This is a genomic window from Streptococcus sp. k-628 (genome assembly GCF_013277475.1).
In the GTDB taxonomy this organism is placed as follows: Bacteria; Bacillota; Bacilli; order Lactobacillales; family Streptococcaceae; genus Streptococcus.
In genome coordinates, this window is sequence record NZ_VMMZ01000069.1 from 1 (window position 1) to 15,925 (window position 15,925).

At 42.7% G+C, this 15,925-nt stretch carries 15 protein-coding genes; 7 read left to right on the top strand and 8 right to left on the bottom strand.

Going from position 1 to position 15,925, the window contains the following annotated elements; genetic code table 11:
• Positions 1 to 135 precede the first annotated feature (135 nt).
• Positions 136 to 837: an ABC transporter ATP-binding protein gene (locus HT730_RS08225; RefSeq protein ID WP_173307301.1), complete on the top strand. Its 702-nt coding sequence runs from the start codon at positions 136 to 138 to the stop codon at positions 835 to 837.
• Position 838: 1 nt separating this feature from the next.
• Positions 839 to 3,547, top strand: coding sequence for an FtsX-like permease family protein (locus tag HT730_RS08230; RefSeq protein WP_173307302.1), 2,709 nt, complete (start codon positions 839 to 841; stop codon positions 3,545 to 3,547).
• Between the two features lie 95 nt (positions 3,548 to 3,642).
• Here HT730_RS08230 and tpx read toward each other — a convergent pair whose 3' ends face one another.
• The 4 genes from tpx to HT730_RS08250 form a co-directional block, all read right to left on the bottom strand.
• Positions 3,643 to 4,134: a thiol peroxidase gene (gene tpx / locus HT730_RS08235; protein WP_000256026.1), complete on the bottom strand. Its 492-nt coding sequence runs from the start codon at positions 4,132 to 4,134 to the stop codon at positions 3,643 to 3,645.
• Between the two features lie 122 nt (positions 4,135 to 4,256).
• Positions 4,257 to 5,186: a metal ABC transporter substrate-binding lipoprotein/adhesin PsaA gene (gene psaA / locus HT730_RS08240; RefSeq protein ID WP_172922047.1), complete on the bottom strand. Its 930-nt coding sequence runs from the start codon at positions 5,184 to 5,186 to the stop codon at positions 4,257 to 4,259.
• Between the two features lie 31 nt (positions 5,187 to 5,217).
• On the bottom strand, positions 5,218 to 6,066 hold the full coding sequence (locus HT730_RS08245) for a metal ABC transporter permease (protein ID WP_000559787.1): 849 nt from the start codon (positions 6,064 to 6,066) through the stop codon (positions 5,218 to 5,220).
• Positions 6,063 to 6,785: a metal ABC transporter ATP-binding protein gene (locus tag HT730_RS08250; protein ID WP_125440897.1), complete on the bottom strand. Its 723-nt coding sequence runs from the start codon at positions 6,783 to 6,785 to the stop codon at positions 6,063 to 6,065. Before HT730_RS08250 ends, HT730_RS08245 begins: the two co-directional genes overlap by 4 nt.
• 177 nt (positions 6,786 to 6,962) lie before the next feature.
• Between HT730_RS08250 and pepO the strand changes: the two genes are divergently transcribed.
• Positions 6,963 to 8,855 carry an endopeptidase PepO gene (pepO, locus tag HT730_RS08255; protein WP_173307303.1) on the top strand — a complete coding sequence of 631 codons (1,893 nt, stop codon included), beginning with the start codon at positions 6,963 to 6,965 and terminating at the stop codon, positions 8,853 to 8,855.
• Positions 8,856 to 8,983: 128 nt separating this feature from the next.
• On the opposite strand, the gene HT730_RS08260 is transcribed toward pepO, so the two are convergent.
• Both HT730_RS08260 and HT730_RS08265 read right to left on the bottom strand, forming a co-directional pair.
• Positions 8,984 to 9,613 carry an MBL fold metallo-hydrolase gene (locus tag HT730_RS08260; protein WP_173307304.1) on the bottom strand — a complete coding sequence of 210 codons (630 nt, stop codon included), beginning with the start codon at positions 9,611 to 9,613 and terminating at the stop codon, positions 8,984 to 8,986.
• A 126-nt stretch (positions 9,614 to 9,739) separates the two neighbouring features.
• Positions 9,740 to 10,000, bottom strand: a complete 261-nt coding sequence (locus HT730_RS08265) for a hypothetical protein (RefSeq protein ID WP_000750446.1) — start codon at positions 9,998 to 10,000, stop codon at positions 9,740 to 9,742.
• 344 nt (positions 10,001 to 10,344) lie between these two features.
• Between HT730_RS08265 and HT730_RS08270 the strand changes: the two genes are divergently transcribed.
• Positions 10,345 to 12,567, top strand: coding sequence for a bifunctional (p)ppGpp synthetase/guanosine-3',5'-bis(diphosphate) 3'-pyrophosphohydrolase (locus HT730_RS08270; protein WP_173307305.1), 2,223 nt, complete (start codon positions 10,345 to 10,347; stop codon positions 12,565 to 12,567).
• Between the two features lie 29 nt (positions 12,568 to 12,596).
• A complete protein-coding gene (gene dtd / locus HT730_RS08275; protein ID WP_173307306.1) occupies positions 12,597 to 13,040 on the top strand; it encodes a D-aminoacyl-tRNA deacylase in 444 nt (147 codons plus the stop codon).
• A 38-nt stretch (positions 13,041 to 13,078) separates the two neighbouring features.
• Here the strand turns inward: dtd and HT730_RS08280 are convergent, their stop codons facing one another.
• Both HT730_RS08280 and HT730_RS08285 read right to left on the bottom strand, forming a co-directional pair.
• The gene (locus HT730_RS08280) at positions 13,079 to 13,492 is read right to left on the bottom strand and encodes a hypothetical protein (protein WP_173212449.1); all 414 of its coding nucleotides are present in this window, start codon (positions 13,490 to 13,492) and stop codon (positions 13,079 to 13,081) included.
• 162 nt (positions 13,493 to 13,654) lie between these two features.
• Positions 13,655 to 14,305: a metal-dependent transcriptional regulator gene (locus tag HT730_RS08285; protein WP_173212451.1), complete on the bottom strand. Its 651-nt coding sequence runs from the start codon at positions 14,303 to 14,305 to the stop codon at positions 13,655 to 13,657.
• A gap of 111 nt (positions 14,306 to 14,416) precedes the next feature.
• Here HT730_RS08285 and HT730_RS08290 point away from each other — a divergent pair, with 111 nt between their 5' ends.
• Both HT730_RS08290 and HT730_RS08295 read left to right on the top strand, forming a co-directional pair.
• Positions 14,417 to 15,259, top strand: a complete 843-nt coding sequence (locus HT730_RS08290; RefSeq protein ID WP_173307307.1) for a metallophosphoesterase family protein — start codon at positions 14,417 to 14,419, stop codon at positions 15,257 to 15,259.
• Between the two features lie 75 nt (positions 15,260 to 15,334).
• Positions 15,335 to 15,772: an Rrf2 family transcriptional regulator gene (locus HT730_RS08295; RefSeq protein ID WP_001166788.1), complete on the top strand. Its 438-nt coding sequence runs from the start codon at positions 15,335 to 15,337 to the stop codon at positions 15,770 to 15,772.
• Positions 15,773 to 15,925: the final 153 nt, after the last annotated feature.

Here is a 15,925-nt window from a genome sequence, read left to right on the forward strand (position 1 = left end):
TTTCATTGAGTATTAGAAGGCAGTAATTTGAAACTGCCTTTTAATAAGGATTTGAGAATGTAAGCAGTTTCCAACTAGTTGAAAAAGCGTTATAATAGTAGTAGGAAGTAATCTGTTTGAGAGAGGGTGGGTCTGATGGCTTATATTGAGATGAAACACTGTTACAAGCGTTATCAGGTTGGGGACACGGAGATTCTGGCCAATCGTGATGTGAATTTTGAGATTGAAAAGGGTGAATTGGTTATTATTCTAGGTGCATCTGGTGCAGGCAAGTCAACGGTTCTTAACCTTCTTGGGGGAATGGATACCAATGATGAGGGGGAGATTTGGATTGATGGTGTCAATATTGCCGACTACAATTCCAACCAGAGAACCAATTACCGTAGAAATGATGTCGGTTTTGTTTTTCAGTTTTACAATCTAGTTTCCAATCTAACCGCTAAGGAAAATGTGGAGTTGGCTTCAGAAATCGTGACAGATGCCTTGAATCCTGAGCAGGTTTTGACAGATGTAGGTCTGGCTCATCGTCTCAATAACTTTCCAGCCCAGCTTTCTGGAGGGGAGCAACAGCGAGTCTCCATTGCACGCGCGGTAGCCAAAAATCCTAAAATTCTCCTTTGTGATGAACCGACTGGAGCCTTGGATTATCAGACGGGTAAGCAGGTTTTGAAAATCCTCCAAGATATGTCTCGTCAAAAGGGAGCGACGGTGATTATCGTGACTCACAATGGAGCTTTGGCGCCCATTGCTGATCGCGTGATTCATATGCACGATGCCAGTGTCAAGGATGTGGTGATCAACCAGCATCCTCAGGATATCGACAGTTTGGAGTACTAGCATGATCAAGCGAAAAACCTATTGGAAGGACTTGATTCAGTCCTTCACAGGCTCCAAGGGGCGTTTTTTATCCATCTTAACCTTGATGATGTTGGGATCTTTAGCCCTAGTAGGACTCAAAGTAACCAGTCCCAACATGGAGGCGACCGCTAATGCTTATTTAAGAACTGCTAAAACCTTGGATTTGGCAGTCATGTCTAACTATGGCTTGAATCAAACAGATCAAGAAGAATTAGAACAGACTCAGGGCGCAGAGGTTGAGTTTGGCTATTTGACAGATGTGACTATGGATAATGGTCAGGATGCCATTCGGCTGTACTCCAAACCAGAGCGAATTTCAACCTTTCAGCTAAGAGAGGGACGACTTCCTCAGTCAGACAAGGAAATCGCTTTGGCCAGTCATCTGCAGAGTCAATATAGCGTGGGACAGGAGATTAGCTTTAAAGAAAAAGAAGGCGGTCATTCCCCTTTAAAAGACCATACTTATACCATTACTGGTTTTGTGGATTCGGCTGAAATCCTCTCCCAGCGAGATATGGGCTACGCAGGAAGTGGAAGTGGGACTCTGACAGCCTATGGGGTGATTTTACCTAGTCAGTTTGATCAGAAAGTCTACAATATAGCTCGTTTGAAATATCAAGATTTAGCAGGCTTAAATGCTTTTTCATCAGCTTATGAAGAAAAATCCAAGCAACATCAGGAAAATCTAGAACAAGCTTTGACAGATAATGGCGAGGCACGTCTGCAACTCTTGAAAAAAGAAGGACAAGAGTCTTTAGACAAGGGCCAAGAGGCCCTTGACAAGGCTGAGACTAATTTGCAGGAAGGCAAGCGTCGTTTAGCAGCTGCTCAAGCTCGTATACTGGCTCAAGAAAGTCAACTAGCCTTGCTTCCTCAAGCCCAGAGAGAGCAGGCTAGTGCCCAACTTACTCAAGCCAAGCAGGAATTGAGCAAGGAAGAAGACAAACTAAAGCAGGCTGAACAAAATTTAGCCCAAGAAAAGGAAAAATTAGAAAAACATCAGCAAGTCTTGGATGATTTGGCGGAGCCCAAGTATCAAGTCTATAATCGTCAGACCATGCCTGGCGGTCAAGGCTACCTCATGTATAGTAATGCTTCATCCAGTATTCGGGCAGTGGGCAATATCTTTCCTGTGGTGCTTTATGCTGTTGCAGCTATGGTGACCTTCACAACCATGACTCGTTTTGTGGATGAAGAGCGAACACATGCAGGGATTTTTAAGGCCTTGGGTTATCGCAGTAAGGATATTATCGCTAAATTTCTCCTCTACGGTCTAGTAGCTGGGACTGTAGGAACAGCTCTAGGTAGTATACTTGGACATTATTTACTAGCCGGTGTAATTTCAAGTGTCATTACAAAAGGCATGGTGGTGGGAGAAACCCAGATTCAGTTCTATTGGGCTTATAGTTTATTAGCTCTTGGTTTGAGTTGGTTGGCAAGTGTGTTACCAGCCTACTTGGTAGCTCGTAGGGAACTTCATGACGAAGCAGCCCAGCTTTTACTGCCTAAACCTCCTGTCAAAGGAGCTAAAATCTTACTAGAGCGCATCGGTTTTATCTGGCGCCGTCTCAGTTTTACTCATAAGGTAACAGCCCGAAATATCTTCCGTTATAAGCAGCGGATGTTGATGACAATCTTTGGTGTGGCAGGTTCAGTTGCTCTGCTCTTTGCAGGCTTGGGAATCCAATCCTCTGTAGCAGGAGTTCCGTTTAGACAGTTTCAACAAATCCAACAGTATCAGATGATTGTCTCTGAAAATCCTAGTGCGACCAATCAGGATAAGGCAGAGCTAGAAGGAGTGTTGAAAGGGCAGGAGATACAAGCCTACCAGAAAATTTATTCTAAAACGCTAGACAAGGATTTCAAAGGCAAGGCTGGTCTTCAGACTATTACCCTTATGATGACAGAGAAGGAAGATTTGACTCCCTTTATTCATCTGCAAGACCATCAGCAGGACCTGACATTAAAAGATGGCGTCGTTATTACAGCTAAACTCGCCCAGCTGGCAGGTGTCAAGGTTGGGCAGACTCTAGAAATTGAAGGTAAGGAGCTAAAGGTCGCTGCTATTACTGAGAACTACGTTGGTCACTTTATTTATATGAGTCAGGCAAGCTATGAGCAACTTTACGGACAGCTACCCCAAGCCAACACTTATTTGGTATCGCTAAGGGATACCAGTGCTACTAGTATCGAAAGGCAGGCAGGTTTGCTTATGAATCAATCTGCGGTGTCCAGCGTTGTCCAAAATGCTTCAGCCATTCGACTCTTTGACTCGGTCGCAAGTTCACTCAATCAGACCATGACCATATTGGTCATCGTATCGGTTCTGTTGTCTATTGTTATCCTCTACAATTTGACCAATATCAACGTAGCTGAGAGAATCCGCGAACTCTCCACTATCAAGGTTCTCGGTTTTCATAACAATGAAGTCACACTCTACATTTACCGTGAGACGATTGTGCTGTCCCTTGTGGGAATCGTACTTGGTTTGGTATCTGGTTTCTATTTACACCAATTTTTGATTCAAATGATTTCGCCTGCGACTATTCTCTTTTATCCGCAGGTAGGTTGGGAAGTCTATGTAATCCCAGTGGCAGCAGTAAGTATCATTTTGACCTTGCTTGGTTTCTTTGTCAATTATCATCTGAGAAAGGTTGATATGCTTGAAGCCTTGAAATCTGTAGAGTAAGGTAGTTGTTTTTAGCTGATTGAATTGATATTTACTCGTAAACAAAAATCCTCCGTTTCAAAGAGCAGAAAACTCTTTGTGACAGAGGATTTTTTCTATAGGGCTTTAGCAGCTGCAATTGCGGCTTCGAAGTTTGGTTCAGAGTTGATATTGTCCACGTATTCAACGTAGCGAATCGTATTGTCAGTATCGAGGACAAAGACCGCGCGTGCCAATAGGTGCCACTCATTGATTAAGAGGGCGTAATCACGTCCAAAGGAATGGTCGAAATAGTCTGAGAGCATGATGGCATTTTCAATACCTTCAGCACCACACCAACGTTTTTGGGCAAATGGTAGGTCCATGGAAACAGTCAAGACGACCGTGTTGTCCAGTCCAGCCAATTCTTCATTAAAACGACGTGTTTGAGTTGAGCAGATGCCTGTATCGATAGAAGGCACGACACTCAAGACTTTTTTCTTTCCATCAAAATCAGCCAGAGATTTTTTAGAAAGGTCTGTTGTAGTGAGAGAAAAATCAAGCGCCTTGTCGCCGACTTGTAGTTGTTTACCTGTAAAGCTCACAGGATTTCCGAGAAAAGTTACCATAGGATACTCCAATCTTTTTTCTTCCATTTTAGCTGAAACAGCCGGAATTTTCCAATGATTTGACCGGAAATGTGTGCATAGAAAAAACGCCAGCTCATGTGAGAATGACGTTTTTCAGAGGTTTATTTTGCCAATCCTTCAGCAATCTTGTCAAGGTTGTATTTCATCATGCTGTAGTAGCTGTCGCCTTCTTTACCTTGTTCTGCGATAGAGTCAGTAAAGATTTGTGCGTAGATTGGGATGTTTGTGTCTTGAGAAACAGTTTTCATTGGACGGTCATCCACACTTGATTCTACAAAGAGTGATGGAACTTTTGTTTGGCGAAGTTTTTCAACCAAGGTCTTGATTTGTTCAGGTGTTCCTTCTTCTTCAGTATTGATTTCCCAGATGTAAGCACTTGGGACCCCATAGGCTTTAGAGAAGTATTTGAATGCTCCTTCGCTAGTTACAATGAGTTTCTTTTCAGCAGGGATGTTATTAAATTTATCCTTACTTTCTTTATCAAGTTTGTCTAACTTATCAGTATATTCTTTGAGATTTTTTTCATAGAATTCTTTGTTGTTAGGGTCTTTTGCGCTCAATTGTTTAGCGATATTTTTAGCAAAGATAATCCCATTTTCAAGGTTGAGCCAAGCGTGTGGGTCTTCTTTACCTTTTTCATTTTTTCCTTCAAGGTAGATGACTTCAACGCCTTCACTGACTGCAAAGTAGTCTTTGTTTTCAGTTTTCTTAGCATTTTCTACCAATTTGGTGAACCAAGCATTACCACCTGTTTCAAGGTTGATACCGTTATAGAAAATGAGGTCTGCCTCAGAAGTTTTCTTAACATCTTCAGGAAGTGGTTCGTATTCGTGTGGGTCTTGTCCAATCGGAACGATACTGTGAAGATCAATCTTGTCACCAGCAATATTTTTAGTAATATCAGCGATGATTGAGTTTGTAGCAACAACTTTTAGTTTTTGACCAGAAGCTGCCTCTTTTTTTCCACTAGCACATGCTACAAGAGCAATAACGGAAAGAAAGAGAACGAGTAATGTACCTAATTTTTTCATTAGATCCTCCAATTTATTGGGGCTTTACCCCTTATTTTAACAAATGTTTATTTTTTAGTTTCAAATATCGTTGTTTTGGAGCGATAAAGAAGCTAATGAGAAAGAAACTAGCGGCTGTAAGCACGATACTAGAACCTGCCGCAACATTAAAACTATAGCCAATAAAGAGTCCCAAAACTGAAGCAGTAGCTCCAAAGGTTGAGGAAAGGAAAATCATACTTTTCAGGCTATTAGCATACAGATAAGCAGTTGCAGCTGGGGTAATCAGCATGGCTACAATCAGGATAGTTCCGACACTTTGCATGGCTGTCACAGACACGAGAGTCAAGAGTACCATGAGAAGGTAGTGATAGAAATTGACAGGCATTCCCATGGCTTTAGCCAAGAGTTCATCAAAGGATGTTATCAAGAGTTGCTTGAAGAAAATCCAGATTAACAAGAGAATGACTGCTCCCACACCCATAGTAATAAACATATCCGTATCTTGGACGGCCAGGATATTACCAAAAAGGATATGGAAAAGGTCAGTTGAACTTTTAGCGACACTAATCAAGATGATACCGAGGGCTAAGAAAGAAGAAAAGGTAATGCCGATGGCGGTATCGCTTTTGATAATCGAGTTTCCCTTGATGTAGGTAATGATGATGGCAGCTAGCAGTCCAAAGACAATGGCTCCGATAAAGAAGTCAAGGCCTAAGATAAAGGAGAGGGCTACACCTGGTAAGACAGCATGAGAAATGGCATCTCCCATGAGTGACATCCCGCGTAGAATGATGAAACATCCCACAGCTCCAGCTACGACCCCGACGACAATAGCTGTTATCAAGGCATTTTGTAGGAAATGGAATTTTTGCAATCCATCGATAAATTCTGCAATCATAGGTCACCTCCATTGAAAAAGAGTCGATTACCGTAAGCTTCTTTGAGATTGGCTTCGGTAAAGGTTTCTTTGGTTGGACCAAAGGCAATCACTTCTCGATTGACAAGCAAGACTTGATCGAAGTAGTGGGGAACCTTGCTGAGGTCGTGGTGGACGATGAGAACCGTCTTCCCAGCTTTTTTCAGATCTCTCAGCGTATTCATGATGATTTCCTCACTGACAGAGTCAATCCCAACAAAGGGTTCATCCAAGAGGATATAGTCGGCTTCCTGTACCAAACATCTGGCAATCAAGACCCGCTGGAACTGACCTCCAGACAGTTGACTGATTTGCCGTTCAGCGTAGTCAGCTAGGCCGACGATTTCAAGGGCTTCTTGCACTTTCTTCCAATGTTTAGCCTTTAAACTTCGAAAGAGAGGGATAGAGGGAAAGAGTCCTAACGAGACACATTCCTTGACCTTGATGGGAAAGTTGTAGTCGATATTGATTTTTTGTTCGACATAGGCGATTCGGTGTAAGGATTTTTTAACTTCCTTGTCATCGAGAAATGCCTGACCTTGATGTGGGATAATTCCCAGCATACCTTTTAATAGTGTTGATTTCCCAGCGCCGTTTGGACCAATGATACCGGTAATTGTTGGTCCGTGGAGCGCTAGTGAAATATCCTTAAGTGCCAACGTTTCTTTGTAGGAGACACTGAGGTTTTCGATACGTATCATAAACTTGTATTCCTCCTGTCTCTTAATATACATTAAAAAAAAAATTAAGTCAAGTTAATTTTTGAAAAAATTAAAATAATAACTGAAAAACAATGGGAAACATCCGTTCATTTTTAATTGCATTCCTAGGTAATTTTTGTTAAGCTAAAAACAAGTACAAATGAAAGCGAGAACAAGATGACACGTTATCAAGATGATTTTTATGATGCAATCAATGGAGAATGGCAACAGACAGCTGAAATTCCAGCAGATAAGTCTCAAACGGGAGGTTTTGTTGATTTAGACCAGGAAATTGAAGACTTGATGTTGGCGACAACAGACAAGTGGTTGGCAGGTGAAGAGGTGCCTAAGGATGCTATCTTGGCAAACTTTGTCAAATACCACCACCTAGTTCGTGATTTTGACAAGAGAGAAGCCGACGGTATCACACCTGTCTTACCACTCCTTAAAGAATTCCAAGAGTTGGCGACTTTTGCGGATTTTACAGCTAAACTAGCAGAGTTTGAGCTTGCAGGAAAACCTAATTTCCTTCCTTTTGGTGTATCGCCAGACTTTATGGATGCTAGAATCAATGTTCTATGGGCTAGCGCTCCAAGCACGATCCTGCCAGACACGACCTACTATGCAGAAGACCATCCTCAGCGTGAAGAGCTTTTGACTCTTTGGAAAGAAAGCAGCGTAAATCTTCTCAAGGCTTATGATTTCTCTGATGAAGAAATTGAAGACTTGCTAGAGAAAAGACTAGAATTGGACCGCCGAGTTGCAGCAGTGGTACTTTCTAATGAAGAAAGTTCAGAATATGCTAAACTCTACCATCCATATGCTTATGAAGATTTCAAGAAATTTGCGCCTGCCCTACCTTTAGATGACTTCTTCCAAGCGGTTCTTGGACAAGTGCCAGACAAGGTTATCGTAGACGAGGAACGCTTCTGGCAAGCAGCAGATCAATTCTATAGTGAAGAGGCATGGCCTCTCCTCAAGGCAACCTTAATTTTAAGTGTTGTGAATCTCTCAACCAGTTATTTAACAGAAGAAATTCGTGTCTTGTCAGGTGCCTATAGCCGTGCGCTTTCAGGAGTTCCAGAAGCCAAAGACAAGGTCAAGGCAGCCTACCAGCTAGCACAAGGTCCTTTCAAACAAGCCTTGGGTCTCTGGTATGCCCATGAAAAATTCTCCCCAGAGGCTAAGGCAGACGTGGAGAAAAAAGTGGCAACTATGATTGATGTTTATAAGGAACGCTTGGCTAAAAATGACTGGCTGACTCCTGAAACTCGTGACAAGGCCATCGTCAAACTCAATGTTATCAAGCCTTATATCGGTTATCCAGAAGAATTGCCAGAACGCTATAAGGACAAGGTAGTGGATGAGACTGCTAGTCTTTTTGACAATGCTCTAGCCTTTGCGCGTGTAGAAATCAAGCACAGTTGGAGCAAGTGGAACCAGCCTGTAGACTACAAGGAATGGGGCATGCCTGCTCATATGGTCAATGCCTACTACAATCCACAGAAGAACCTGATTGTCTTTCCAGCGGCTATTTTACAAGCACCTTTCTATGATTTGCATCAGTCATCTTCTGCTAACTACGGGGGTATCGGGGCGGTTATTGCCCATGAAATTTCTCACGCCTTTGATACCAACGGAGCTTCCTTCGATGAAAATGGTAGCCTCAAGGATTGGTGGACAGAGAATGACTATGCTGCCTTCAAGGAGAAAACACAAAAAGTTATTGACCAATTTGATGGACAAGATTCTTATGGAGCAACCATCAACGGTAAATTGACTGTATCAGAAAACGTGGCTGACTTGGGAGGAATCGCTGCAGCGCTTGAAGCAGCTAAGAGAGAACCAGACTTCTCAGCAGAAGAATTCTTCTACAACTTCGGTCGCATCTGGCGCATGAAAGGTCGTCCAGAATTTATGAAACTTTTGGCTAGCGTCGATGTGCACGCACCAGCCAAACTCCGTGTCAATGTACAAGTACCAAACTTCGATGATTTCTTTACAACCTATGATGTCAAAGAAGGAGACGGTATGTGGCGTTCACCAGAAGAGCGCGTGATTATTTGGTAATGCAAAAAATCTAGTCATCAGAAAAAAGGCATCCAATCAGGTGTGAAAACCTTGGCTGGATGCCTTTTGTAATAGAAAGATTTGCTGGATAGTGTACTTAAAATGCGATAGACATTGTCATCATTTTACTAGAAAAAAGGATTGAAAGTTTTTTCGTGAGCTATAGTAGTAGCTGGACCATGTCCTGGATAGACGTCGTAGTTTGGTAGGGTGAAAAGTTGGGTTTTGATACTATGGAGAAGTTGCTCCGTACTACCAGTTGGAAGGTCGGTCCGCCCGATAGTTTCACGGAACAAAGCATCTCCTGTCAAGACTAGGTGAGCCTCAGGAAAGACGATAGAAACGCCGCCGATAGAGTGACCTGGTGTAGGCAAGACGGTGAAACGAAATTCCTCTAGTTGGTATTCTTCATGAAAGACAAAAGTGTGTTCAGCAGGTTTTGCGACCACATCCGCCATATCATCGTGGCGGGGAAGCCCAGAGAGATTATTGACAGGAGTATAGAGCCAGTTGGCTTCACTCTCTGCGATATAGACTGGAGGATTACCAAAAGTCTCGCGAACTAGGTCCAGACTCATGATATGGTCATAATGGGCGTGGGTCAATAGAATGGCACAGATCGGTTTGTTGATCTTCTCTATTGTCTGACGAATAGCGTCCCAATGGCTGCCAGGATCGACGACGATGAGGTGCTTTTCACCTTCTAGGTAATAGGTGTTTTCATAGGCAACAGGATTCACGGTTTTATGGATTTTCATATTAGCTCCAATCTCAAAGAATGTACTAAATTAAGTATAGCACAGTTGGGGAGAATAGGTAAGGATTTAAAATGAACTTAAAAACCAGCATGACTAGATGAAGACAGGCTGGTTATCAATTTATCACTATTGGAGAGGTGTCAATTGCCCTTCATAGGTTGCATAAACTCCGTCATTAGCTTGTTTGATAGATGTGATGTTTAGAGTGCCACCGTAGTTGGCTTCTCGTTTATCGCTATATTCACTATAAGTTATCCTATTGGGCAGGTTCTGGTCGTTAGCATAGTATTGAACGACTGTTTTTTTATAGCTTTGCTGGCTGAATAGAAACAGGCAGCTAACTCCTAACACTAGGAGAGCAAAGATAGAAATAGCAGTTTTTTTCATAGGTGTTCTCCTTATAAACTAAAGGATAAAAGAAAGTATCTTGAGGATTTTTAATTCCAAAATCCAATCAAGGTACCAGTGTATGTGGCACGAGTTCCACCGTTTATCTTTCGTATCTTCAATGGAATTGGGGAAGTCAGAAAGTCTTTGGGTTACAATATGGTTTCCGTTCTTCTATCTCTCCTTCTATCACCTAAGTTTAAAATCTAACTTCTTAATATATTATAGACTAATAATTCAGAATTATCAAGCAATTCTGAATTATTTTTTTCTTATTCTGTTCCAATCTAGTTTTCATATTCTTAAAAAAGTGATAAAATGGTAGGAAGAATTGGAGAGTAGAGATGCCAAAAGAAGTGAATTTAACAGGCGAAGAAGTTGTCGCCTTAACCAAAGAATATTTGACGGAAGAGGATGTCCATTTTGTCTATAAGGCCTTGGTCTATGCGGTGGAATGCCATAGTGGCCAGTATCGCAAATCAGGCGAACCTTACATTATTCACCCTATCCAAGTGGCAGGTATTTTAGCCAAGCTCAAGCTGGATGCTGTAACAGTAGCTTGTGGTTTCTTGCATGATGTGGTGGAAGATACTGATGCGACCTTGGACGATTTGGAAAGAGAGTTTGGTCCTGATGTGCGGGTGATTGTTGACGGAGTTACCAAGCTCGGTAAAGTTAAGTACAAGTCTCACGAGGAGCAGTTGGCTGAAAACCATCGCAAGATGCTCATGGCCATGTCTGAGGACATCCGTGTTATCTTGGTCAAACTGTCTGACCGCTTGCACAATATGCGGACGCTTAAACACCTTCGAAAAGACAAGCAGGAGCGTATTTCCAAAGAAACCATGGAAATCTATGCTCCACTTGCCCATCGTTTGGGGATTTCCAGCGTCAAATGGGAATTGGAAGACCTGTCTTTCCGTTATCTCAATCCTACGGAGTTCTACAAGATTACCCATATGATGAAGGAAAAGCGCAGAGAGCGTGAAGCCTTGGTGGATGAGGTAGTTACGAAACTAGAAGACTATACGACAGATCGTCACCTAAAAGGGAAGATTTACGGTCGTCCCAAGCATATTTACTCGATTTTCCGCAAAATGCAGGATAAGAGAAAACGCTTTGAGGAAATCTATGACCTGATTGCTATTCGCTGTATTTTAGATACCCAAAGTGATGTTTATGCCATGCTTGGTTACGTGCATGAACTTTGGAAACCCATGCCTGGTCGTTTCAAAGACTATATCGCCAACCGCAAGGCCAATGGTTACCAGTCTATCCATACGACAGTTTATGGACCAAAAGGGCCGATCGAATTCCAGATTCGAACTAAAGCCATGCACGAGGTGGCTGAGTACGGGGTTGCGGCTCACTGGGCTTATAAGAAAGGCGTTAAGGGGCAGGTTAACAGCAAGGAGTCTGCTATTGGGATGAACTGGATCAAGGAGATGATGGAGCTTCAAGACCAGGCTGATGATGCCAAGGAATTTGTGGACTCTGTTAAGGAAAACTATCTGGCTGAGGAGATTTACGTCTTTACCCCAGATGGAGCTGTCCGTTCACTTCCCAAAGATTCAGGACCGATTGACTTTGCCTATGAAATCCATACAAAAGTCGGAGAAAAAGCGACGGGTGCCAAGGTCAATGGTCGCATGGTTCCACTGACAACCAAGCTCAAGACAGGGGATCAGGTTGAAATTGTCACCAACCCCAACTCCTTTGGACCTAGCCGTGACTGGCTCAACATGGTCAAGACCAGCAAGGCGCGCAACAAGATTCGTCAGTTCTTTAAAAACCAAGATAAGGAATTGTCTGTCAATAAGGGTCGTGAAATGTTGATGGCTCAGTTCCAAGAAAATGGCTATGTAGCCAATAAATTTATGGACAAGCGCCACATGGACCAAGTTCTACAAAAGACCAGCTACAAGACAGAAGAATCCCTCTTTGCGGCTATTGGTTTTGGAGAAATCGGTGCCATTACCGTCTTTAACCGTCTGACTGAGAAGGAACGCCGTGAGGAAGAACGTGCCAAGGCTAAGGCGGAGGCAGAAGAACTTGTCAAAGGTGGCGAGGTCAAGGTTGAAAACAAAGAAACCCTCAAGGTCAAGCATGAGGGTGGTGTGGTTATTGAAGGTGCCTCAGGTCTTCTAGTGCGGATTGCCAAGTGTTGTAATCCTGTTCCTGGTGACGATATTGTCGGCTACATTACCAAGGGTCGTGGTGTAGCTATTCACCGTGTGGACTGTATGAACCTGCGTGCCCAAGAAAACTACGAGCAACGTCTCCTTGATGTGGAATGGGAAGACCAGTATTCAAACTCAAATAAGGAGTATATGGCCCATATCGATATTTATGGCCTCAACCGTACAGGACTCTTGAACGATGTCCTGCAAGTTCTCTCAAACACAACTAAGAATATCTCAACAGTCAACGCTCAACCAACTAAGGATATGAAATTTGCTAATATCCATGTGTCCTTTGGCATTACCAACCTCTCTACACTGACCACGGTCGTGGACAAGATTAAGAGTGTGCCAGAAGTTTACTCTGTCAAACGAACCAACGGCTAGTTGTCCTAGCTCTTACTAGAAAGGCTATTATGAAAATCATTATCCAACGGGTTAAAAAAGCCCAAGTGAGCATTAAAGGTCAGGTTCAGGGAAAAATCAATCAGGGGCTCCTATTGCTGGTTGGTGTTGGACCAGAGGATCAAGAGGAAGATTTGGACTATGCTGTGAGAAAGCTTGTCAACATGCGGATTTTTTCAGACGCAGAAGGCAAGATGAACCTGTCTGTCAAAGATATTGAAGGAGAAATCCTCTCTATTTCTCAGTTTACCCTCTTTGCGGATACCAAGAAAGGCAATCGTCCAGCCTTCACAGGCGCAGCCAAGCCTGATATGGCATCAGATTTCTATGATGCTTTCAATCAAAAATTAGAGCAAGAAGTGCCCGTTCAGACAGCTATCTTTGGAGCGGATATGCAAGTTGAGTTGGTCAATGACGGACCAGTCAGCATTATCCTAGATACTAAAAATAGATGAGAAAAACCAAGCCGGCTGGGCTTGGTCTTTCTCATCTATCATAAAATACTCCAAAATGAAATCTGTTTCTGATAGGCCTTGGGGAAGTCTCTTTTCAGACTTTGGCTTATGCGATAGGAGGGGATGAAATGTCCTAGGATGAGGAGGGTACCCTGAAGGAAAAGTGGGATGCGACTTAAAAATATCAAGGAGAGAATCATTAGACTATCCCATAGGAGGATTTGCAAGGAAAAACGCCAGAATCTCGGTCTAATCTGGGAATAGAGTTGACTAAAGTAGTCACAAAGCTGGTTGGACAGATAGGTCAATAGCACAGGATGAAAGAAAATGAGCCAACCACTGTAAATCAAAATCCAATCCCAAGTAAGCCCCTCTTTAAATGTCAAAAATGCCAGCATGATTCCATCAATGACAAGAAGTTGAATGGTTTTGATGGAGATGATTTTTTTCATGATAAGCCCTCCTTTTTTTTATGTTAGTGACGTAATGTTTTCTATAATTATTATACAATATTTAGTTGGAGTGTGAAAGCGTTTGCTATCTTTTTTGATATAAAAAATAGATAAGAAAACCCTGAAAATAAAACTTTCAGGGTTAGTAGGGGACTTGAGAAATTAGTCGATTTTCTCGACGTAGAGTTGTTTGGCAATGTCCATACCTACTTGTAAATCCTCATCTTTACTAAGGATAGTGAAGGTGTTGCTGAAGCCATCAAACTGCTTGACTTGGAGCGGATCACCGATGTGAAGTGAGTGCTTGTCCAGATAACTGAGAATGTCAAAACTATCGTGCACCCGAGTTAGGCGATAGGAGCCAGCTTCCTTGATGTCAGCTAGTGGCAGGTTATTGATTTCAACTAGGAGTTCTCCCTTGGCAGGAATGGTTCCTCCGTGGGGGCAGGTTTTAGGGAAACCTAGCAATTTATCCAGTCTTTCCACGAAAAGGTCAGAGACAGTATGCTCCAAGACCTCAGCTTCCTCATGAATCTGGTCACTCGTATAGTCTAAATGATGAACTAGAAAAACTTCAATCAAGCGGTGTTTACGGTAGAGTTCAGAGACCAGTTTAAGTCCAAGGTCAGTCAGTAGATAGCCACATTCCTTGTCCTTTAGGATGAGATTTTCACTTTTCATCCGTTTAATCATTTCAGTTACAGCAGGGGGAGAGACTTGCATGCGGGCCGCAATTTCCTTGTTGGTGATTTTATGCAGGTCTATGCCAATTTCATAAATACATTTTAGATAGTCTTCTTTATTCGGGGTCATTCGCTTCCTCTTGTCTAATATCTTTATCTAGTATATCAAAAAAAGCTAGATTTCTCTAGCTGTGACTTTTTATGTTATACTTATTGCAAGAGAAAAAACGAGGAGATGGATATGACGAAAATAGCTCTTCTTTCAGATATTCATGGAAATACCACCGCCTTGGAGGCTGTTTTGGCAGATGCTCGGCAGCTAGGAGTGGATGAATACTGGCTTTTGGGAGATATTCTCATGCCAGGGACAGGGCGTAGAAGGATTTTGGACTTGTTGGCTCAACTACCGATTACAGCTAGAGTTTTGGGAAACTGGGAAGACAGTCTTTGGCATGGTGTCCGCAGGGAATTGGATAGTACTCGTCCCAGCCAACGCTATCTCTTGCGCCAGTGCCAGTATGTTTTAGAGGAAATTTCCCTAGAAGAAATTGAACTGCTCCACAATCAACCTCTCCAGCTTCATCGTCAGTTTGGGGATTTGACGGTGGGAATTAGTCACCATTTGCCTGATAAGAACTGGGGACGAGAGTTGATTCATACTGGAGCGCAAGAGGATTTTGACCGCTTGGTGACCAATCCTCCTTGTGATATAGCTGTTTATGGTCATATTCACCAGCAGTTACTTCGTTACGGAACTGGTGGGCAATTGATTGTCAATCCGGGTTCGATTGGGCAACCTTTCTTTTTAGACGCTCAGCTGCGGAAGGACTTGCGAGCCCAGTACATGATTTTGGAGTTTGATGACAAGGGCTTGGTAGATATGGACTTCCGACGGGTAGACTACGATGTGGCAGCTGAATTGCAGCTGGCTAAAGATCTGAAACTTCCCTATTTTGAGGTTTATTATGAAAGTCTGGTCAATGGGATCCATCATACTCACAATCAGGAATTTCTGAGTAAATTGGCCCAGAAAGAGGGTTATGATAGGGAATTAGATGCTTGGTTGAAAAGTGGTAACGATTGACATTACAACTTAAAAGGGTATAATAAAAGAAAAAGAAGAGTAGAGGCAGGGGAGCCTCGTAAAAAGGAGAAGAGGATGCAAATTCCAAGTAGATTTACCATTGCGACTCATATGCTGATAATCATTGCCCTCGAGGGGAAGGAAAGCAAGGTGACCAGTGATTTTCTGGCTGCTAGTGTCGGGGTCAATCCTGTCATTATCAGAAAAACTTTGTCCCAGTTGAAGAAAGCAGAGCTGATTTCAGTAGCGCGTGGAACAGGGGGAACAGAGATTGTCAAGGATCTCAAGGACATTAGTCTATTAGATGTTTATCAAGCGGTTGAGTGTCTTGGAAAGACTGGTCAACTCTTCAGTTTTCATGACAATCCAAATCCAAATTGCCCAGTCGGAGCTCATATTCATGATGTTTTGGATCAAAAATTGGAGAGAATCCAGCTGGCTATGGAGGCTGAACTTGGTCAGACCAGTTTAGAGCAAGTTGTGGCCGATGCAGAGAGTCAAATGAAGGAGTGATTTTTTCTTTAAAACAAGAAAAGCTTATGAGAAGGTTTTTATACTCAATGAAAATCAAAAAGCAAACTAGGAAGCTAGCCGCAGGTTGCTCAAAGCACAGCTTTGAGGTTGCAGATAAAGCTGACGTGGTTTGAAGAGATTTTCGAAGAGTAT